Genomic DNA, 19,602 nt, shown 5'->3' with positions numbered 1-19,602 from the left:
TGCATCACTTCCTGCCTCTTTCATGGACCAGGAGAAGAACAAGGAACGCACAGGCAAGAGTGATCACGTTGAAACCCGGCGACTGAGCCACGGTGGTCTCTTTCGGGCTGCCTGCCTCAAAGAGGTCCGGGTGGAGGATGGCCGCCATCTCTTCCAGCGCGTCCACAATCCGCGGTCCCCCACGACTGACGGCATCAGCATCGATGACGTAGACGCGGCCTTCCCTGACTGCGGTGAGTTCCTGCAACCGTGGTTCATTCATGAAGTAATCATAGACGATATCGCGCCCCCTCTCACCCATACCATCTCCGGAACTGACCAGGATGTAATCCGGATCCGTGACGATAAACTCTTCAAGGCTGATGATACCCCATCCATAGACCTGATCGAATACGTTGACACCCCCGGACATCCTTATCACCTCGTCCTGAAACGTATCCTGGCCGCTGACCCAGATCGGGTCATACCAGACGACATGGGTGACCGATGGTTTTTCCTCCAGTGTCTCCGTCTTCCCGGTCACCGCCTCTACGCGGGCCCGGAGTTCCTCAACGAGCGTTGAGGCCTCTTCCTCCTGGCCGGTCACCACACCGACAAGTTCGATGTCGTGCAGGACGTCTTCGACCGTCAGGGGGTTAAGGGAGACAACGGTTAGCCCCAGCGACCGCAGACGGTTGACAACATCCTCGGTATTCCCGAACGCAGCTATAACCAGATCTGGTTCCGCTGCGATCACCTTCTCGATGTTGACGGTGCTGTAGCCGCCAACCCGCGGTTTACTGGCCGCTTCGGGCGGGTAGTTGCAGTAATCGGTGACGCCGACCACCCGGTCATCCAGATCGAGGGCATACAGGATCTCGGTGTTTGATGGGGCAAGCGATACGATCCTCTGTGGGGTTCCCCTGATGGTGACGGTCTCCCCGAAGTCATCGGTCACTGTAACGGATCTCTGGCTGCTATCCGTCACCACCGAAGCGGTTGTAACGGTTGGGGTTGGGGTTGCGACCAGGGGAGCGATCGTTTCGTGCGGTTCCGTGGTGGAGGATTGTGGCTGCTGAACCTGTGCAGATGTTATAGGGTAAGGCATTCCAAGGAGTGCAGGTATCGCACTTGCCGTCATCCGGCAGGGACTGTCGGTCACGTAAGCGGTGTAGCGAAACGATCCGTCGGGGTTCTGGAAACCAAGGAGATGCTCAACCACACCCCTCTCCCCCACCATCCACGCGGCGGGATTCTCTCCTGAGGCGACGATACCCTGGATAACCCAGGCATCGGAGGCAGCGTTTGTAGCACTCGTCCCACCATAATGGAACCCACCGTCCTCCTGCTGCATTCCTTTCAGGTAGGCGAGAGCCTTTTGCACCACAGTCGCATTACTGGGGACGCCAGACGCTGCGAGGGCTTCAAGCGCGGCACCGGTATCGTCCGGGTCGCTCTCAGCGCCCGGCGTCCAGGGAAATCCACCATCGGTGTTCTGTCTGGCTATCAGCCATGCAGCCGATGAATCAGTATCTTCGCCGACCGAAGCCAGGGCTATGATCGTCCAGATGGTCGTGTAAACGTGATCTCCTGCCTGGCCATCGAGTTTTACCCGGGATTTCAGTTCCGTGACGTAGTCAGTCCCGCAAAAAGCGCGGGGGTCTTCTCCGATCGCGACCAGAGTCAGGATGGTGCGGGCGATATCTACGGTTCCTCCTTTTGCCAGGATCTCGTCGTTCATCGAGCGGAGGTAGTCAATGGTCGAGTTTCCTCCGTTCGCCCAGTTCCGCGGGTCTTCGCCAGCAGCGACAGCTGCCATTATCACCCACGACGTCGTGCCGGGACTACTCTCACGCCCGATCTCCCCGAAACCGCCGTCACTCTTCTGGCAACCGCGGATATAATCAATCGAGACCTGGATGCTAGGGTCATCCGTGTTCAGTGGATAAGCGCCGCACGAGGCGACACAGAGGAGGAGGATGAGGAGGGTGAGACCGATCCGCTTCATCGGGTTCTCCTCCGCTTGATAAGGATGGATGCCGCCCCCACAAGCAGGATCGCGCACACACCGATCACACCGATAATGAGGTGCGGTGATAAGAGGGACAGCGTTGCCGCTGTGCGCATCGCCGGCGTGGTAAGGCTACCAGGAGTGGTTGCCGGGGTGATCGCCCCGGTCTCCTCTTCTCCGGCGGCCGGAACCGCCATGACCGCCAGAAGGCCGAAAGTGGAAAGACCGTCAGGAGATACGGCTTCGAAGATCAGGTTACCATCTGCATCGCTACCGACTGGCCGGGTATCAAGTATAGTGCAGGTACCGTCCTCCGCAGACCGCACGATCCTGATAGCATCCAGACCACCATGTTCATCCACCCAAGCAGGGTTTATGACCATCGTGATCACCGCTCCGGCGATATCTCTACCGTTCTCAAGGTTGATCCGCGTGACGGTCATGCTGTAGGCAACTGCGGTGATATCTTCGCCATTCTCTGCCGAGGCAAGATGGAATGCGCGCGCTGTGTCTGCATCGGTGGTCTCATTCAGTGAGATCCTGATCTGGCCGTCCCCCGGGAGGCCCGTGAGGTTCAAGTTTACTGATGCAGCGATAACGCCCGTCGTGCTGAAATTGGCCCTGACGGGCCCGACCGATGCCGTGACATGCTCGATCAGGCCCGTGGCCAGGTCACCCTTCTCATCGATGTTCCGGGCGGTGATGACCAGTGTTACACCTTCCCGGTTGATGATGATGGTGTTTCCTGATATGTTTACCTGTTCCGTGGATCTATCTCCCGCGGTGAGATCAACCGAGATACTCTGACCCCACTCTCCGAGTTTGACAGTGGCTCCTGCCGGTAACCCAAGGGAGAACGAGAGGATCTCTCCTGATCCACCGGTTCCCGTGGTCGCGGTGGTTGATGTGGAACCAGATCTGCCGGAGCTGCTTCCTGATGAACCAGATCCAGAACCACCGGACGACGCCGGGGTCACGACCTTGATGAAGATGGCATCCCGCGATGTTGCCGGGGTTGAAGTCATACTCTCGCTCCAGAAGAAGACAACCTCGTCGCCGTTCTGGACGGTATATACGTTTGCACCGACGGCAGGGCTTTCAGCGTTCACCTGGTACATCCAGCCCGCGGCCCCTTCGTTCGCCCTGCCCCTGATGGAGTCAATGAAGAGCGAGCCGTATTCCTGGTAATAAGCGTCGTTGATGGTGTATGCGATCCCCGTCGCATCGAGGGCCCCCAGCGCGGTCTGCCGATCGACCGTGTAGGTCTTTCCACTGTTCGTCGCGGTGAGATTGAATGTGCCCGCTGCAAGGGTGACGCTGACCCAGGCGGGTGACGAATCACCGCCGCCACCGCCATCTCCGCCACTACCACCACCCGGTTTCTGGATGGAGACAGTGATGTTGACTACCGCACGGGCGGTTTCTGGCGATGAACCCCAGGGACCATACCAGTAGGTGACGACATCCCCATCCTTGAGAGAATAATCGGCTGCCCCGACCTCAGCGGCTACGCCGTTGACTGAATAGAGCCAGGAGTCCCAGGAAGTCTCGTTGTAGGCGATACCGCCGATAGAGTAGAGGAACAGACCCCATTCCGTCTCCTGAAGGGTGTAATTGAACCCGCCTTTCACTGCAGCGGCATCCAGAGCCCCAAGGGCTGAGGTCCGGTTGATGATGTAGATGGCACTCTCGTTGTTGAACGGAGTGACCTGGAAGGTCTGACCGTCTGTTAAACTGACCGATCCCTCCCACGCAAAGTCGCGAAGGCTGACGGTGATGATGACGGCGTAGTCGGCCTGGTCGGTGAGCGGGGCATACGTGGATGGATCCGCAGGGCAGTAATAGAAGGCGAGCCTGTCGCCGTCCGCGAGAGAGTTCGCTCCGAGTCCGGCTGGAGCTGCCGCACCGTTGATGAAGATCGACCATGTGCGTGCATTCTCCTCTGTCCAGTCCTCGTTTGAAATGCCGGCGATATCTTCAAGCAGGAACGACCCGTAGGAGGCATACCAGGCATCGGAGGCGTTGAAGGTGAAACCGCCGCTCACTGCGGCGGCAGCGAGCGCCCCGAGGTCAGTGGTGCGGTTAATCGTGTACGAGGCACTTTCGTTGTTCGAGGGGACGAACTGGAAGGTCTCTCCTTCTGTGAGGGTCACCGTTCCGTCCCATAACGTGGTGACCGGTGCGGGGGGTAGCGGGATGGAGACAGTGATGTTGACTACCGCACGGGCGGTTTCTGGCGATGAACCCCAGGGACCATACCAGTAGGTGACGACATCCCCATCCTTGAGAGAATAATCGGCTGCCCCGACCTCAGCGGCTACGCCGTTGACTGAATAGAGCCAGGAGTCCCAGGAGGTCTCGTTGTAGGCGATACCGCCGATAGAGTAGAGGAACAGACCCCATTCCGTCTCCTGGACTGTGTAATTGAACCCGCCTTTCACTGCGGCGGCATCCAGAGCCCCGAGGGCTGAGGTCCGGTTGATGATGTAGATGGCACTATCGTTGTTGAACGGAGTGACCCGGAAGGTCTGACCGTCTGTTAGACCGACAGTTCCGCTCCATCCGGCAAACGTATCTCCAGGTATCTCTCCTTCCCCGAAGGCGTAGAAGTGGTTGTTCTCGGCTCCGATGTAGAGAACACCGCCCGATACGGCGGGTGATGATGTGTAGAACGCGGAGTAAGTCCCGTCGCCCGGGGCCTCGAGGGAGTACGACCATACCGGTTCGCCGGTCCCGGCGTCCACCGCATACAGGGTTCCTGTCTCCTCATTTGTCGCGGCATAGACGAGGTTACCGGCAACGATCGGTGCAACATTGACCTCTTTTGCTGGAAAATGCCATTCCTCATCGCCGGTCGAGGCGTCAAGGCAGTGGAGGCCATCATATGCCCCTGCATAGATATACCTACCGGCAAGGGCAGGGGTCGACATCGTTCCGGTCACCGAACTGTTCCAGCGCTCTGTGCCCGTGGTGCTGTCGAGGGCATAGCACCGCGACGAGGTGGTGAAATAGACTGTTCCGTCCCCGCCGATGACCGGCGAAGACTTTACCGATCCCCCCTGATTGAATGTCCAGATGGCGGTCTGCGTTGCAGGATCGATGCAGAAGATCTGGCTCCTGTTTCCTGCGCAGTAGATCTTTCCATCGTAACCGGCAGGAGAGGTGAAGTATATCACACCGTTACCGGTCTCAAATCTCCAGGCTTCGGTACCATCAGGGTTGAAGGCGTGCAGCACGCCATCTGAAGCGGAGAGGGCGTAGATTTTTCCATCGTAGACGAGAGGTGATGATGAGAGCCCAAAATAGCCGGTGGTGTCAATCCGATCGCTCACCCAGAGCGTATCCCCCGTCTCCTCATCGATGCAGTAGAGTCGTCCATCGGTCCCGCCGAGGTAGACACAACCGTCAGCGACAGCGACCCCTGAGACGGAACCAACGTTGGCGCCGCCGAGTTCATTCGTCCAGACCTCCACACCGGTGACCGCGTCATAGCAGACAAGCCCCATCAGGTTGGCTTCGCCGAAGTTCATATCAGGCCATGTGGGGACGAAGACTTTTCCGTTATACACCGCAGGCGAACCATCAGCCCATTCAGCGGTCTCCACCACCCAGAGGATGGCGTCTGTCTGCGGCCCCTCTTCGGGGACGTAGCCAGTCCGTTGTTGATCGTGGTGGAACATTGGATATGATGCGCTCGCCACTCCAACGAGCAGTATCAAAAGGATAATAGATCCCGCAAGGGGGAGCACCCGTTCTGATGCCATAGTACAAATATACTTTATCTAAATTAATAAAACTTTACAAAATTAATTTTATATAATTATATATAAATTGCTTATGTAGCCGAGTCTCAACCTGGTTTCTGGAGACCTCCAGGCATTTTTATGGTTTATTATAAGTTTATAAAAAGAGAAATTGCGGGCTGTGGCAGCAACCCTCGCTCAGGAAATCTCGCGGTAAATATTGGCCCCCTGCCCGGGTCAAACTTTTTCGATCCTACCGCTCCTTCCAGAGCAGGAATACCACAAACAGAGCAAAGACTATCGTGACCACACCAGACCCCGGTGACTCTGCCGCATCAGTGGTCGCCCGGGCGGTCGGCGCCGGGGTTTCCCGCTGGAGGATGGCCGCCACCTCTTCCAGCGCGTCCACAATCCGCGGTCCCCCGCGACTGACTATATCAGCATCGATGACGTAGACACGGCCTTCCCTGACAGCATCAAGGTTCTGGAGGCGGGGTTCGCTCACGATGTAGTTGTAGACGGCATCGTAACCCTCCTGACCCATACCGCTGCCAGAACTGACCAGGATGTAGTCGGGGTCGGTGGTAATAAATTCCTCGAGACTGACGATACTCCAGCCCTCACGCGAACCAAACGCATTTGTCCCGCCAGCCAGCGTGATGACCTCGTCCTGGAACGTATCCCTGCCACTGACCCAGATCGGGTCATACCATATTACGTGAGCAACAGACGGGCGTTCTGTGCGGTTTCCCGTCTCTGCAACCACCGCATCGATGCGCGCCTGCAGTTCCGCAACAAGCGTCGAGGCCTCCGCCTCATTACCGGTCACCCGGCCGAGAAGTTCGATCTCATCCAGGACGTCCTCGATCGTCTGGGGGTCGAGGGTGACGACGGTCAGCCCGAGCGAGCGCAAGCGGTCGATGAGATCCTCCGTATTGGCGGGCGCGGCAAGGATGAGATCCGGATTCATCGCGATCACCTTTTCGATGTTGACAGTGCTGAATCCACCAACCGTAGGTTTATCGGCTGTTTCCGGCGGGTAGTCACAGTAATCGGTGACGGCGACCACCCGGTCCTCAAGCCCGAGGGCATAAAGTATCTCGGTGTTGGAAGGTGCAAGCGATATGATCCTCTCCGGCCTTCCCTGGATGACGACAGTCTCCCCGAGAGCGTCTGTCAGCGTTACGCTGCGCCCGCCATCGGCCGTTGCCATCGCTACCGGTGGCGCCCCGGCAGTTACGGGCACAGCACCCGCTGTAGCGGCAAGAAGTAAGAACACCACGAGTAACGAAACAGAGATTGTCAGGCGTATGGATCGCATAACCATAATAGGCATCTCATTGAGCGTAATAACTTCTCAGACCGGCGACCCCGTCTTCTCCCACATGGGACCCGGGGCCTATTCACGACCGAACTGCCCTTTCGAGAGGAGGGCGATGAGATCCTCCGCTCCTTCGACCCTCAACGCCCCCCGAGTCTCAATCTCAGCCAGAACCGCATCTGCCTCGCCCCCGGTGTAGTCCTCCATCCGGGCGCTGCCGTTCCCGGCGTAGATGATGATGGGCTTTCCCGGGTAATCGAGCAGCACACGAAGGTTATCGAGGTTCCCGGGCCCTATAGGCATTGCCGTCACGACTATGGCATCAGCCCGGTCAAGCCACTTCCTGGCAGCCGCAAGGGATGCCGTGGTTATGCCATGAAAAGGGGGTTCTGCAACGGTGGAGATGCCCAGGTGCATGGACGTCCCGTAATCCGTATCCAGGACGTTCAGGACACCACAGGTGACAGTGAACCCTGCAGCACGGAGCAGGTAAAGGATATCCGACCCCGTCCCCCCACCGCAGATGACATGCACCCGCCTGTTCACCCCGACATCAGTGGTTTGCATGTAGACCGGCAGGACGTAGGGTCTCCCGGTCAGTGGGTGTGGTCTGACGAGCGTCTCCATCCCGAAGATCTCACGGATGTTCTCACATGTAAGGACATCCGCAGGTGCCCCGATGGCGTAGACCTTCCGCTCCTTGAGGAGGAGGAGTCGATCACAGTAGTATGCAGCCAGGTTCAGGTCGTGAAAGACGCTGATCACCGTGATCCTCCCGGTAAGGCCTCTGATGATGTTTAGGATCTCGACCTGGTGACTGACATCCAGGTTTGAGGTAGCCTCGTCGAGGAGGAGGATCTCTGGTTCCTGTGCAAGCGCCCTGGCGATGAGCACCCTCTGGCGTTCCCCACCGCTGATATCGTGCACCGATGTATCGACAAGGTGCGCGACGTTTGCAAGACGCATGGCGTGCTCACAGATCTCCACGTCCCGTGCCGTCTCGGAGGCAAGCCTCCCGATGTGGGGGTGTCTCCCCATCATGACGATATCACGCACCGTGTAGTCAAAACCGATCGAGATATCCTGTGGAACGACCGCAACCCGACGGGCAAGTTCACGGTGCCCCAGGGTATCCAGGTCATGGCTCTCGAGAAGGATCTCCCCGCAGTCCCTGGCAACGACCCGGGTCATCGCCTTGAGCAGTGTCGTCTTCCCCGAACCGTTAGGTCCGATGATCCCCAGGATCTCGCCCTTATCCGCGTGGAACGAGATCTCCTCCAGGATCTTCTTTGCCCCGTAGGATACGTCGACCCCGATGATCTCGATAGGCTTCATGCTTTCATCCGGCTCCTCAGGAGGTATATGAAGAACGGTGCACCGAAACATGCTGTTATGATCCCGACCGGCATATCGTTTGTAAACGTCCTGGTGAGGGTATCTGACCACACAAGGAGGATGGCCCCGGCAAGTGCGGCTGCTGGAATGAGGACGCGATGGTCTGGCCCGACGATAAGACGCATGAGGTGAGGGGTTATCAGCCCTACGAACCCGATCGATCCCGCTACTGCAACGGCTATCCCCGTCACGAACGCGCTCAGAGCAAGGAGTATCCCTTTTACCTGCTCGACGTTCACCCCGAGATGGATCGCATCCTCCTCGTTCAGGGAGAGGACGTTGAGATCCCGTGCGAAGAGGTAGACCCCTCCACACCCCATCAGGATAGGGAGAGCGATGAAGAAGTCGTTCCAGGATACGTTCCAGAACCCACCCATCAGCCAGAACATGATCTGGTGGAGGCTCCGCCCCGCGGTATACATCAGAAAGGAGAGGAGAGCTGAAAGAAGCGTTGAGAGTGCGACACCGGAGAGGAGCAACGTCTCGACCGGGATCTTTCCCCCGCTCCTGGCGATGAAGTAGACGGTGAAGGTTGCGGCCATCGCTCCCAGGAACGCCAGCACGGGACGGCCGTTGCCGGCAAAGAGAACTATGGCGATCGTGGCCCCGAGCGCCCCGCCAGATGAGGTACCGATGATGTAGGGGTCTGCCATGGGGTTCCGGAAGAGCCCCTGCATCGCCGTGCCCGCCACGGCAAGCCCACAACCGACCAGCGCCGCGGTGATCACCCTGGGAAGACGAACGTCCCAGAAGATCATCAGGGTGGTTGGTGAAGATAGGAGGGTCTTAATGGGGATGCCAGCCGGTCCGAGGGTGACTGCACAGCCCACGCTGATTAGAAGTGCACAGATGAGTGCCAGGATAATTAGCGGTGCTGTCCTCCGCATAGTCAGATATAAAAATTAAATTTACTTTGTTAAAATTATTTGGATTAAGGTGCGGGAGATGCCCGTCCCTCGCGAACGGAGCAAACCTCATACCCCGCGAAAACCAAGAGATCTGGCATATGGGCAACCTGAATGTTGCCGTGCTCGGCCCCACCGGTTATGCAAAAGACCTCGGGAAGAAGGGCACGGAGTCTGATATCATCTTTTATAACCTGAAGAAGGGCGAGGATACTGTAACCTTTATCGAGCCTGCGCGCTACCCGGAGCGACTGGCTCCGCTCTTTTATGCTGCATCGATGGCTGATGAGGCCATCATCGTTCTGAACGAGATCACCCCGATATTCGGGGAATGGGTGCTTATGCTCGATGAAACAGGAGTAGAGCGGGGCAGCATAATACTCAAGAACTACCTCACCCCTGCAGATCTTGCGCCGCTACTCCGGGGGACGGTGCTCGAAGGCTATGAGTTCATCGACGACGACCCTATAGCGCTTCGTGAACGGTTGATCGCCCGGGCACACGCCCGTAAAGCCGTTCCTCCAGAGGCCGGTGCCAGGGGAACGGTAACCATCGATCACCACTTCAACGTCCGCGGCATAGGAACTGTCATCCTTGGCGGCGTTGTGCGGGGCGAGATCAGGAAACACGATATCCTGACGGTCTATCCTGGAGAACGTACTGTCGCCGTGCGCTCAATCCAGAAGCATGACGACGACTTTGATCGGGCCGCAGAGGGCGACCGTGTGGGGCTCGCGCTCAAGAACATCGAGTCCGAAGACCTCGACCGCGGGTATGTCCTTTCAAATGATCCGGCCATATGCGTAGGGGGGAGGATCAAGGCGCGGGCAACGCTGGTCAGGTACTGGCCGGCGCCTATCACGCCCGGGATGGTGCTCCACCTCGGCCACTGGATGCAGTTCATACCGGCACGGGTCGAGGCGGTGCAGGACGACGGGGAGAGGCGGAGACCGACGCTCACGCTCGCGCTTGAGAAGGACCTCGTCTACCTCCCCGGTGATACGGCGGTGCTACACTATCTCGAGGGCGGGAAACTCAGGATCGCCGGGCATATAGAGCTGTCCTGAGCGGCGGTAACACAACGATATGAACAACAAACTCTCCACCTTTTCCCGTAAGTTACACCCAATAACCCTCAAATCACACGCCATTTAATGCCCTTCGGCGATCGTCCCACCGCCATGCCGCTCAAATGAGGGGTGAGAGCAGTGTGCGATGATTGCCCACAAAAAACCGTCCCGGAGAGACGAAGCGGGGTCTCAAAAAAGACAATGAGACCGAAAGATATGCCGCAACCCCCTTCAAACCTCCGGTCGGAGGTACTCCACCTTCATCCCCGCCCCGAATATCCGCCGGCTTTCCGCTCCTGCAACGATCCGTCTGGCAAGTGTAACATCTGTTACCACAAAACCCGAAAGATCGGTGACACCGTAATCAAAGAATACTGATGATAGCGGGGTTCCAGGACCCACGATCGTCACACCCTTTGCATTTTCTGAGAGTTCAAGGAGTCGCGGCATGCTTTTGTCACCGACGGCAGCACAGGTCAAAAACGCATAATCAGACTCCGGCAGCAGATACTCACAGGCAGAATACGGATAGTCTCCTTCCTCCGGGTCCCACTCAACAATACTCAGGTCACAGACCGGGGCAATCAGCTTCTCGAGGAACGGAAAATGACCTACAACACAGACCTTCCTGCCCTTCACAACGTTCTGGGACTTTATGAACGGGTCTTTCAGTCGTTCCTCAACCCGCTTCTTCTCCGCGATCTCGATCCCTGCCACCCTGGCAGTATCCGGATGATTGTACCAGGCGTTGATCGCCGCATGACCGATAGAAGCCTCCCGAAAGTTCCATGACTTCACACACCCGGCCACCTCTTTTAATGGCTTTCCAATCCTGTTTTCGGTAATCATCGGGGCACGCTAGACATAATCACGGTACGAGGTAAGGCCGATGCCACCGTTTGCCTCAACGTACGTCATCTCCCCGCCAACAACAATACCATCAACGATGATGTCGTCTGGGATCCCTTCAATCAGTGCATCATATAATTCCCACATGATCATCTCTCCTGAAATTCCGGGACACTATCTTTTGTGACAAACCCTCCTCCCCGGATTTGATTTCGAATATCAAGGAGTATGGAATCGATTGCTTCAATCTTTCGAAGCGTCTGTTCTTCTTCGGCGGTCGTCTCGATAACCTTTGCAATACCACCGTTCCGGATGACGATCCGCTTATTGGCACGGAGGGCCAGCAGCGGATCATGCGTTGATATGAATACGATCTTCTCGTTGCCGATAAGGAGTTTGATTGCCTCCCGCCGATCGAGTCCGGCGTTCTCGAGTTCATCGATAAGGATGATCGGGGAGGAACTCAAAAGAGCGGTATCGGCGATCATCAACGACCGTGACTGCCCGCCGGAGAGCTGGGTGACCTTCGTCCCGGGTGTGAACTTCTCACCTGCGAGAGCATTTGCAACCGCAAAACACTTCTCCACAACCGGTGCAGAATCTGAGATCATCCTGCTTTTTGCATGCATCTCCAGAAACTCCTGCACGGTTAGATCCACAACAAAGTTCATGTTCTGCGAGAGCTGGGCCACCAGTTTTCCCCCTGAGGTGAATCTCTTATTGACGTCCGGAACCGACCCGTTGATGAGAATCTGCCTTGCTGTTGGCGTATCACGCTGAGCAAGACACTCAATATCCTCAAGCAGCCTGCTCTTCCCCGACCCCGTCGGACCTACGATACTTACCACCTCACCGGGCGTAACAGTCAACTCGACCATCTCAGGTCTTCCCACCTTGTCCCGTCCACCCAGGATCGTGATGGAGGATATCTCGTCAACAGAACTCTTCACGGGAGAGAACGCCGCAAGAAATGCAGAGAGATGGTATATGACCTCCTCACGGTCAAGCCCGAACTCCTCAAGCATATCCTCATCGATATCCTCAAGGACCTCCGGTAACGTTCTGGTTTCGTCAACCCCGTTCAACCGGATGTTGGCGAGATAATCGGCCACAAGAGGATAGCGCCGGAGGATCTCACCAAGTGGAACAGAAGAAACCTCTGCAACATAATCAATGGGCTTCATACGTCGTCAAACTCCACTCTCCTGACCATCCCCATCTGGTAGATCTCTCCGATACGCGTCTCACCGGTACAGTATGAACAGATGGCAGCAGGCATGGTAAACCGGAGTTTGCGGTCGCGAAGCGTCTGGATCTCAGGGGCGTCCTGCCAGTGGCGGGCAAGCATAACCGCTCCCTGACCGGTAATTCCGTTGACGAAAAGAACGGTTGCCGATGCATTGACCTCACGGATATTGAAGGCAAAGACCTCCCGCTCCGCCTGAGAAACGATATCCCCCTTGGTGACAACGACGATGTCGGCGTATTTCAGCATTGGCCCGATCTTCCTCGGCGTGTTGATACCGGAGAGATTGTCAATTACGCAAACCGATAAAATCCCGTTCACATATGGCGAGCACCGGTTGCATAGACCTGCACTTTCTGTGACAAGAACCGACAACCCCTTCTTTAAACCCCATTCGACCGCACCTTCAACATTGCTTACGAAAAAATGATCCGGACAGATCTTTCCTGCAAAAGCGGTCTGGTTGGGAATCTGCTCTTCATCGTAGCGCTGGTGGTCAAAGGAGGTGAGCGAGTCGAACTTTACAACACCCACACTTCCTGCTGGCTGTCCAAGGGCTTCGATTGTCTTGAGTATCACAGAGGTCTTACCTGAAGATGGCGGACCTGCAACTGTAATCAACTTCATGGTGTTGTTCTTTTGATATGGATTTGGGTAATGTATAACATTTGGTGACTGCGCCCCCCCTCCGCCAGCGCTGACATCCAGAGCAATTCATCACCCAGAATATCGGAAGCGATGCCCAGTGTATTCCCGGGGTTTGCCAGGGATCAGGCGTTAGCCCGGGCCACCCCACCTTACCTCACCTGGCAGGTCGATCCACACAGGCTGCCCGCGGTTCACGCGTGTGCTAAACCTCGCTCCTGTGGGGGACAGAAACCGTTTGAAAAAAGGTGGTTTTATTTAGATTAACTTGAAGAACGGATGTTCTTCCGCCTGCGGCTCGATACCGAGGTCACGCGCAGCTTCCATCACGACAATGTCGGTGTAGGCCTGCGCGGTGATCATCGCCTCGACGTTCTCGATCGGGCCGTACATGATCAGGTCCGCACCGAGTGTGCTTGCGATCATGTTGCAACCGATATCGGGCGCAGACCAGGCCGCCTGGCGCATTCCATCCAGTCCACCAAGATAGTGGTGCAGGAGCTGCTTGACCAGCGCATCCTTACCCTCCAGGCCAGCCAGCTGCTCCGAGGGGTTCTTCTTCGTCCCCTTCCAGCGCTTCAGCCATGTCCAGGAGACAGTCATGTTATGGTAGGCACCACCAGTCGGGAGGCCATGGATCGCCTTGCAAGCAAGGATCTCACGGTATGCGCCGCCAGAACCGAGCCCTAGCGGGGTTGCTGCGGTATCAAGGATCGGGCGGGTAATCCCGCATTTCTCTGCGATCGTGAGCATACCGAGTTCCTGGCCGGCGACACCGCCCTCGACCAGAACCTTCTCACGACCAGCGACCGATGGGTCGGCGGGGTTGAAGGCAAGGACAATGGCTGAGTTCACATCACTCTTTGCAAGAGCCTCCATGTTCTCGGGTTGGATCGAACCGTTGATGGAGTTGTAGATCGCACGGTCCGCAACACCGGCCTGCGTAACATATTCACAGGCGTGTGCAAGCGCCGCCGGGACGGACGAGTCCATCAGGAAGGCCGTCTTGTCATCTATGCTGCAGAACCAGTCGATGTAACTCTCAAACGCCTCACCATATTCCGCAATGATCTGGATGAAGTGCGGAATCCCGGTAATGTCCGAGAGTTCCTGGCAACGGTTCCAGAGTGCCTCAGCTGTCTCTTTATCGATCTTTCCGGTATGATCATCCAGAACAATCTCGTGCTTGTTGTAGAAGATGGATGCGGCGAGCACCGTCGGATACTCTCCAGGCTGCCCGCCAAGCTTGGTACCATTGAAGTCGTGTACCACCTGTTCTTTTTCGAACTTGAACATATTCGTCAATCCTCCTTACAGATACTCAACCAATTTGGGCAGTAATACCAGCAACATCATGAACACAATCAAACCTGCGACCAGTCCGTAGAGAATACCAATGTCGCGCCCGATCTTTCTTCCGACGCGCTGGGCAATCTCCGAGTCCACGAACTCGATCTTCTCCTCGATGGCGTCGAGTCTCTCCTCGATCTCAAGGAACTGCGGGTTTACACCTGCAACGGCAACTTCTGCCGCACCAGCGCCCGCCTCTTTGACCTCGACGATCATGGGCTCTGCGGGGAAAGCACCCGGATCTTTCGCCTTCAGTTCCGCGATCTTGGCCTTGATAGCGCCCAGGTCTTCCGTCTCCATGATGTTGACGATCTCAACCTGCTCCTGGAAACGCTTGATCGCCTCTTCAGAGAGGTTCTCGATGAACGGAATGGCACCCTGAGCACCGACGATCTTTCCACCGGAGACACCGTTCTGGTGCAGAGCGATGAAACTCTGCCCGGCAAGATGCCCCTTCACCTCAGTACCACAGCAGAGGACGAACCTGATGTTGGGGTTGGAGATGACGTTTGCGATGACCTTCTCAAGGCCAAGGTTTTCCGTCTTACATGACCCGGCGATCGCAGCTCCGGCATCGCAGATGGCCTGCTCGTCGAGATGGGAACCCATGGTGACGACGGCAACGCAACTCTGCGGATCCCCCGAATGGAAGTCGCCCTTGACGATCGGCCAGCCACTGGCCGGTGATTTCTTCTCAACCATGTTAGATCCCTCCCAGCAACAGTGCAGGAACCAGGATAAAGATCAAGACCAGAGCAAGCCCGATCGCGAATCCTATGATCCCCGAATCCATGATACCTGAATCCAGTTTGTTCGTTCTGGCAAGGATCTGTGCCTTGTACCGGATAGAGTCCATCATCTTGTTGATTGCGGTCATCCGGATGGGGCCGGTTGCCTTTGTAGTTTCTTCTACCATTTATCTCACCCCAGCAAGATGAACCCCAGGATCACGAACGAGACGATCAGACCGATCATGAGCCCCTCGATCTTGCCCGCATAGACACCGGCGGCAAACCTGTTGCGATAGCCTATGTCGGTGACCATCCGCTCGATAACCTTCATCCGTGCGTGTATCAGTGCCAGTTCGCCGGAAAGCGGCTGGACCTCGCCGGTCGCTTCCTCTTCTACACCGCCCGCCTCTTTGACCTCGACGATCATGGGCTCTGCGGGGAAGGCACCCGGATCTTTCGCCTTCAGTTCCGCGATCTTGGCCTTGATAGCGCCCAGGTCTTCCGTCTCCATGATGTTGACGATCTCAACCTGCTCCTGGAAACGCTTGATCGCCTCTTCAGAGAGGTTCTCGATGAACGGAATGGCACCCTGAGCACCGACGATCTTTCCACCGGAGACACCGTTCTGGTGCAGAGCGATGAAACTCTGCCCGGCAAGATGCCCCTTCACCTCAGTACCGCAGCAGAGGACGAACCTGATGTTGGGGTTGGAGATGACGTTTGCGATGACCTTCTCAAGGCCAAGGTTTTCCGTCTTACATGACCCGGCGATCGCGGCTCCGGCATCGCAGATGGCCTGCTCGTCGAGATGGGAACCCATGGTGACGACGGCAACGCAACTCTGCGGATCCCCCGCATGGAAGTCGCCCTTGACGATCGGCCAGCCACTGGCCGGTGATTTCTTCTCAACCATGTTCTTTCACCTCACAGCAGTCCTAATACGACGACACCGGCAATCAGAAAACCAATTGCCATGCCATACCAGAATGCGGTCACACCTCCGGCGATCTTGAGGACACCTCCCCTGTTCGGGAACGAAGACAGGAAACTGCCTTCTCCGGAGAGCATATCAACAAGGTCCTCGGTGATCTTCTCGAGTTCTGCTACCTGCTCGAGTACTGGCGTGTACGAGACGCCAACGGTGGTGACTATACCGACCATCGGGTCGACGACCAGCCCATACTCTGGCAGCACATGAACGTAAGCCATTCTCAGGCACCTCCCTTGGGCTCGATAATAGGCTTGGCGTCAAGCCAGGCGTATGCGTCACGCTTCGAGAGGTCGATGTATCGCTTGTAGGTGTAAATCCACCCGATTACGGAGACCAGGAACGCAAGGAGAGCGGCGTAAGTCTCGATGAACGCAAACGAGATTATCGCGACGGTTATCATGCTTAGGAACCCGCACTCCGCGGCGAGCATGAGCGTCCGGTCCTGCTTCTCCCCGGGTCCAAGACAGGCGTTGAACGCGTGCTGGATGGCGATAGCACCGAGCATGAAGATCACGGCGATGACGCCGCCACCGATGACAGACATCCCGTAGGTCTGCACGGTGAATCCGAGGAACGTAAACGTGCCGGTGATCATACCCAGGAACTCAAAAGTCCCACAGGCCATCGTTGCAAGACCGAGAACTGTGATCGCACCGACGATCGCAAGTTCGGTCAGCGAGGACACCATGGCCGGGATATCCATCCTGACCACATGATTGGCCAGCAATCCGGTAATCGCCCCGATGATCGCAGCGAGGATGATAGTAACGATGGGCGTCAGCACCCCGGTCGTTGCTCCGAAGAGCGCAGCGAGAACGCCTGAGCCAAGCGCGATCATACCCGCTGAAGGGACACCGGTACCCAGACCGTAACTGCAGAGGTGCTTGATCGTGTCGGCACCCCAGACTAGCGCAGCGACTGCGGCAAGCCCGCCAAAGAACGCAAGATACGGAGCCTGCAGGTAGGTGTTGAGGTACGTGAGATAGAGAAAGATGAACGAACCCACAAGACCGTAGATCATGACCTTGTTGTGCGGGACGCCGCCTGCCCCAACTTCAACCTTTACTGTCATTTAGAATACCCCCAGCAGCTGGAACAGCCCGAGTGCAATGACGCCTGCAACAGCAGATGCCGCGGCAGCTGCGATGATCGCCCTCGGGAACCGCTTGAACTTGGGGTCGTGCGGCCCCTCGATGGTACCGGTGATGTTGTATGCCGCAAGCACAGCGTTGACCAGGAACATACCGATCGCAAAGATGCCCGCTAGCGAGACGGCAACGGGTGCGATCTGCTCGACCGTCGCACCAAGGATTACCGGTAGCTGAGCCTGGTAGATTCCGAGAAGCTCAAGGTAGATGAGCGTCCCACCAAGACCACCGAGTGCACCGCCGATGACGCCACCAACCCAGGAGATAAACGGAAGGCCGTGCCCCTCGGTACCCTGGCTCTTGTACTCAGGGAAGGTGTCGCCCGTGATGGGATCCTTTGCGACCTTACCCGAAGCTGCCGGTATACCCATGCCAAAGACGTAGATTACGTTGACCATGGTACACGTGATCGCCATCAGGAGCCCGCCACCGATCGCACCGCTGGCTGCAGCGATAGCGAGTCCGAGTGGAGCAGCCCAAGCGCCAGCAAAGAGTCCGGCCAGACCGGCACCGGCGGCGAGCATCGCAACACCGGTTGCGATACCCGGGGATTGCCCCATCGCAGCTGGCGCACCGCCGACCGGGACGAAATGGACGCCAAACCCGATCAGGACACCGCCGATGATGATACCGATAAGGGCTACCAGCCCGGCTGTCTGTACAAGTAGGAAGGAAAGCGCGAGTGCAACGATTATGAGGACAACACTGAGAACGATACCCATGGCTGTGGGTGGCTGGAAACCTCCCGCCTGTTTGGGCGCACCGAGTGCGGTCATGACGATGCCTCCTCTGGAGTCGTGTAGGGACCAAAGGTCTTCCTTGCCCAGACCTCAATGTAGCGGTCAATTATGGCAAAGATCAGAATCACAACAACACCGACTATGATCGCTCCCCATCCGGCGGCGACCGGTTCAAAGACCACGGTACGCCAGAGTTCAAAGAAGACGATCAGCCCAAAACAGATACCTGACGCAGGGCCACCCAGTTTGGCGCTGAAGAAACCGTTGTCGATCGAATTCCGCTGACCGGCCTCAGCATAGCGAACGATGTTGCCGGACGCGGCAATCGGAACACCAGCCCCAAACGCCTGATTCTGGTACTGCCGCTCTTTTCCGTAGAACGGGTTACCCGTTGCAGATCCGGCCGCACCGAGCGCGATACCCCACACAAGGCCCAGCAACGGAAGCGGGAAGGGGTGACCGAGCGCACCGTTCATCAGGTGACACACCGTGACAGTAGCAAAGATCGCTACGAATGCGTGCGCCATGGTCACGGTCGTCATCGATTTCAGGATATCGATATAGACCGGCTGTTCGAACTTGGAGAGACTTGCAGTACGCCCCAGATATGCGGTTGTCGCATATACACCCTGCACGAAGACCGCGAGAGCGCTTCCGAGCACGATTGCAAGTATCGGGTTTATCTGCATCGCCATGAATGCCCAGGCAAGGCCTGCACCCAGAGCAACCCAGAGGCCGTACGCGGGAGGTTCACCGGCAATCGCCTTGTTGAATATGCGGTGAACGTATCCCATCTGCGGAGCCAGCTGAACCTGTGAGTTAGGGTCGCCCTGCGACCCGATATCAGATTCAGTGTCTTCCGCAGCGCCGGCTACGGCTGCAAGAGCACCTGCCAATGCGGTAATGCCGATGCCAAATATGATCTCTTCCATTCAGCATCCTCCTCCAGTGCACACGCACCGAAGTATGAGTTAAAACCTTTTTGGTTCATTTAACAGTTGTTTATGATTTAATTAAAGGTTTCGAAAAGTTTCGCAGATATCGCGACGAAACGTAAAAATTCGCCCAGAACGTTCTATTTACTCTATAGTATTTGCACTAAAGAAAAAAAAGTTGGTTTAGATTTACCGGGCCGGGATGATGAGCGAACGCTCGCCGGCGGGCATGTACTCGCGGATTGCACCCTTTGCGAACTCGCGGCGCGGTTCGGCGAAGTCGAACTTCAGTGCCGGGTCGGCGAAACAGATCTTGACGAGGGGGCTGTAGCAGAACGCGTCGCCACGGCCGTAGTGTGAACCGCCGACGATCGCAGCGTACTCGCCCTGGTGACCGACGTTCATCGCGTAGTTCGGGTAGTTTGGCCCACGCAGTTCTCCCATCAGACCGCGATCGGGTTCGATGGAGAGCGAGTTCGCGGAACCACACTGGTCCTGGAGGTCGTAGCCGAAGAACCCGAGACGTGACCAGCCGTCCTTGTG

General features: G+C 56.9%; 18 protein-coding genes and 1 pseudogene. 1 reads left to right on the top strand and 18 read right to left on the bottom strand.

Features of this window, described 5'->3' with window-relative positions; all coding sequences use genetic code 11:
• Positions 1-4: 4 nt before the first annotated feature.
• From QMC91_RS01250 to QMC91_RS01230, 5 genes are all read right to left on the bottom strand, one after another.
• Positions 5-1,987 carry a helical backbone metal receptor gene (locus QMC91_RS01250; protein WP_300234195.1) on the bottom strand — a complete coding sequence of 661 codons (1,983 nt, stop codon included), beginning with the start codon at positions 1,985-1,987 and terminating at the stop codon, positions 5-7.
• Positions 1,984-5,754, bottom strand: coding sequence for a PQQ-binding-like beta-propeller repeat protein (locus tag QMC91_RS01245; RefSeq protein ID WP_300234191.1), 3,771 nt, complete (start codon positions 5,752-5,754; stop codon positions 1,984-1,986). Before QMC91_RS01245 ends, QMC91_RS01250 begins: the two co-directional genes overlap by 4 nt.
• Positions 5,755-5,986: 232 nt before the next feature.
• Entirely contained in the window at positions 5,987-7,054 is a 1,068-nt protein-coding gene (locus QMC91_RS01240; protein WP_300234188.1) for an ABC transporter substrate-binding protein, read from the bottom strand.
• Positions 7,055-7,132: 78 nt separating this feature from the next.
• Positions 7,133-8,389, bottom strand: coding sequence for an ABC transporter ATP-binding protein (locus QMC91_RS01235; protein WP_300234184.1), 1,257 nt, complete (start codon positions 8,387-8,389; stop codon positions 7,133-7,135).
• Complete coding sequence (locus QMC91_RS01230; protein WP_300234180.1) at positions 8,386-9,336, bottom strand: iron chelate uptake ABC transporter family permease subunit; 951 nt, start codon at positions 9,334-9,336, stop codon at positions 8,386-8,388. The genes QMC91_RS01235 and QMC91_RS01230 overlap by 4 nt, the downstream gene beginning before the upstream one ends.
• Before the next feature lie 119 nt (positions 9,337-9,455).
• Between QMC91_RS01230 and QMC91_RS01225 the strand changes: the two genes are divergently transcribed.
• Positions 9,456-10,421 carry an EF-Tu/IF-2/RF-3 family GTPase gene (locus QMC91_RS01225; RefSeq protein WP_300234175.1) on the top strand — a complete coding sequence of 322 codons (966 nt, stop codon included), beginning with the start codon at positions 9,456-9,458 and terminating at the stop codon, positions 10,419-10,421.
• A gap of 234 nt (positions 10,422-10,655) precedes the next feature.
• Here QMC91_RS01225 and QMC91_RS01220 read toward each other — a convergent pair whose 3' ends face one another.
• From QMC91_RS01220 to QMC91_RS01160, 13 genes and pseudogenes are all read right to left on the bottom strand, one after another.
• Positions 10,656-11,273 carry a DUF364 domain-containing protein gene (locus QMC91_RS01220; protein ID WP_300234173.1) on the bottom strand — a complete coding sequence of 206 codons (618 nt, stop codon included), beginning with the start codon at positions 11,271-11,273 and terminating at the stop codon, positions 10,656-10,658.
• A gap of 9 nt (positions 11,274-11,282) precedes the next feature.
• Entirely contained in the window at positions 11,283-11,420 is a 138-nt protein-coding gene (locus tag QMC91_RS01215; RefSeq protein ID WP_300234169.1) for a DUF4213 domain-containing proteins, read from the bottom strand.
• Positions 11,421-11,422: 2 nt separating this feature from the next.
• Positions 11,423-12,457 (bottom strand): ATP-binding cassette domain-containing protein, encoded by a 1,035-nt coding sequence (locus QMC91_RS01210; protein WP_300234165.1) that lies wholly within the window; start codon positions 12,455-12,457, stop codon positions 11,423-11,425.
• The gene (locus QMC91_RS01205; RefSeq protein WP_300234161.1) at positions 12,454-13,146 is read right to left on the bottom strand and encodes a GTP-binding protein; all 693 of its coding nucleotides are present in this window, start codon (positions 13,144-13,146) and stop codon (positions 12,454-12,456) included. Before QMC91_RS01205 ends, QMC91_RS01210 begins: the two co-directional genes overlap by 4 nt.
• 276 nt (positions 13,147-13,422) lie before the next feature.
• A complete protein-coding gene (gene mtrH, locus QMC91_RS01200; protein WP_300234157.1) occupies positions 13,423-14,460 on the bottom strand; it encodes a tetrahydromethanopterin S-methyltransferase subunit H in 1,038 nt (345 codons plus the stop codon).
• A gap of 15 nt (positions 14,461-14,475) precedes the next feature.
• Positions 14,476-15,216 (bottom strand): tetrahydromethanopterin S-methyltransferase subunit A, encoded by a 741-nt coding sequence (gene mtrA, locus QMC91_RS01195; RefSeq protein WP_300234155.1) that lies wholly within the window; start codon positions 15,214-15,216, stop codon positions 14,476-14,478.
• 1 nt (position 15,217) lies between these two features.
• Positions 15,218-15,430: a tetrahydromethanopterin S-methyltransferase subunit F gene (locus tag QMC91_RS01190; protein WP_300234153.1), complete on the bottom strand. Its 213-nt coding sequence runs from the start codon at positions 15,428-15,430 to the stop codon at positions 15,218-15,220.
• A gap of 5 nt (positions 15,431-15,435) precedes the next feature.
• Complete coding sequence (gene mtrA / locus QMC91_RS01185) at positions 15,436-16,158, bottom strand: tetrahydromethanopterin S-methyltransferase subunit A (RefSeq protein ID WP_300234151.1); 723 nt, start codon at positions 16,156-16,158, stop codon at positions 15,436-15,438.
• A gap of 11 nt (positions 16,159-16,169) precedes the next feature.
• A complete protein-coding gene (gene mtrB / locus QMC91_RS01180) occupies positions 16,170-16,454 on the bottom strand; it encodes a tetrahydromethanopterin S-methyltransferase subunit MtrB (RefSeq protein ID WP_300234149.1) in 285 nt (94 codons plus the stop codon).
• Positions 16,455-16,456: 2 nt separating this feature from the next.
• On the bottom strand, positions 16,457-17,308 hold the full coding sequence (gene mtrC / locus QMC91_RS01175; RefSeq protein ID WP_300234147.1) for a tetrahydromethanopterin S-methyltransferase subunit MtrC: 852 nt from the start codon (positions 17,306-17,308) through the stop codon (positions 16,457-16,459).
• Positions 17,309-18,160 carry a tetrahydromethanopterin S-methyltransferase subunit D gene (gene mtrD, locus QMC91_RS01170; protein ID WP_300234145.1) on the bottom strand — a complete coding sequence of 284 codons (852 nt, stop codon included), beginning with the start codon at positions 18,158-18,160 and terminating at the stop codon, positions 17,309-17,311.
• The gene (gene mtrE / locus QMC91_RS01165; RefSeq protein WP_300234144.1) at positions 18,157-19,056 is read right to left on the bottom strand and encodes a tetrahydromethanopterin S-methyltransferase subunit E; all 900 of its coding nucleotides are present in this window, start codon (positions 19,054-19,056) and stop codon (positions 18,157-18,159) included. The genes mtrD and mtrE overlap by 4 nt, the downstream gene beginning before the upstream one ends.
• A gap of 192 nt (positions 19,057-19,248) precedes the next feature.
• Positions 19,249-19,602 (bottom strand): annotated as a pseudogene (locus tag QMC91_RS01160) (methyl-coenzyme M reductase subunit alpha); the annotation flags it as partial.

Source organism: Methanoculleus sp. (assembly GCF_030019085.1).
In the GTDB taxonomy this organism is placed as follows: domain Archaea; phylum Halobacteriota; class Methanomicrobia; order Methanomicrobiales; family Methanoculleaceae; genus Methanoculleus.
The sequence above is the reverse complement of the archived record's forward strand: the minus strand, read 5'-3'. Positions and strand labels throughout refer to the sequence as shown.

Excerpts from the sequence above, each read along its gene's own strand:
- mtrA (WP_300234155.1), bottom strand. The coding sequence starts at position 15,216 with ATGGTTGAGAAGAAATCACCGGCCAGTGGCTGGCCGATCGTCAAGGGC.
- QMC91_RS01240 (WP_300234188.1), bottom strand. The coding sequence starts at position 7,054 with ATGCGATCCATACGCCTGACAATCTCTGTTTCGTTACTCGTGGTGTTC.
- QMC91_RS01245 (WP_300234191.1), bottom strand. The coding sequence starts at position 5,754 with ATGGCATCAGAACGGGTGCTCCCCCTTGCGGGATCTATTATCCTTTTG.
- QMC91_RS01215 (WP_300234169.1), bottom strand. The coding sequence starts at position 11,420 with ATGTGGGAATTATATGATGCACTGATTGAAGGGATCCCAGACGACATC.
- QMC91_RS01235 (WP_300234184.1), bottom strand. The coding sequence starts at position 8,389 with ATGAAGCCTATCGAGATCATCGGGGTCGACGTATCCTACGGGGCAAAG.
- mtrC (WP_300234147.1), bottom strand. The coding sequence starts at position 17,308 with ATGACAGTAAAGGTTGAAGTTGGGGCAGGCGGCGTCCCGCACAACAAG.
- QMC91_RS01250 (WP_300234195.1), bottom strand. The coding sequence starts at position 1,987 with ATGAAGCGGATCGGTCTCACCCTCCTCATCCTCCTCCTCTGTGTCGCC.
- QMC91_RS01230 (WP_300234180.1), bottom strand. The coding sequence starts at position 9,336 with ATGCGGAGGACAGCACCGCTAATTATCCTGGCACTCATCTGTGCACTT.
- QMC91_RS01220 (WP_300234173.1), bottom strand. The coding sequence starts at position 11,273 with ATGATTACCGAAAACAGGATTGGAAAGCCATTAAAAGAGGTGGCCGGG.
- mtrB (WP_300234149.1), bottom strand. The coding sequence starts at position 16,454 with ATGGCTTACGTTCATGTGCTGCCAGAGTATGGGCTGGTCGTCGACCCG.
- mtrA (WP_300234151.1), bottom strand. The coding sequence starts at position 16,158 with ATGGTTGAGAAGAAATCACCGGCCAGTGGCTGGCCGATCGTCAAGGGC.
- QMC91_RS01225 (WP_300234175.1), top strand. The coding sequence starts at position 9,456 with ATGGGCAACCTGAATGTTGCCGTGCTCGGCCCCACCGGTTATGCAAAA.
- QMC91_RS01190 (WP_300234153.1), bottom strand. The coding sequence starts at position 15,430 with ATGGTAGAAGAAACTACAAAGGCAACCGGCCCCATCCGGATGACCGCA.
- mtrE (WP_300234144.1), bottom strand. The coding sequence starts at position 19,056 with ATGGAAGAGATCATATTTGGCATCGGCATTACCGCATTGGCAGGTGCT.
- mtrH (WP_300234157.1), bottom strand. The coding sequence starts at position 14,460 with ATGTTCAAGTTCGAAAAAGAACAGGTGGTACACGACTTCAATGGTACC.
- mtrD (WP_300234145.1), bottom strand. The coding sequence starts at position 18,160 with ATGACCGCACTCGGTGCGCCCAAACAGGCGGGAGGTTTCCAGCCACCC.
- QMC91_RS01205 (WP_300234161.1), bottom strand. The coding sequence starts at position 13,146 with ATGAAGTTGATTACAGTTGCAGGTCCGCCATCTTCAGGTAAGACCTCT.
- QMC91_RS01210 (WP_300234165.1), bottom strand. The coding sequence starts at position 12,457 with ATGAAGCCCATTGATTATGTTGCAGAGGTTTCTTCTGTTCCACTTGGT.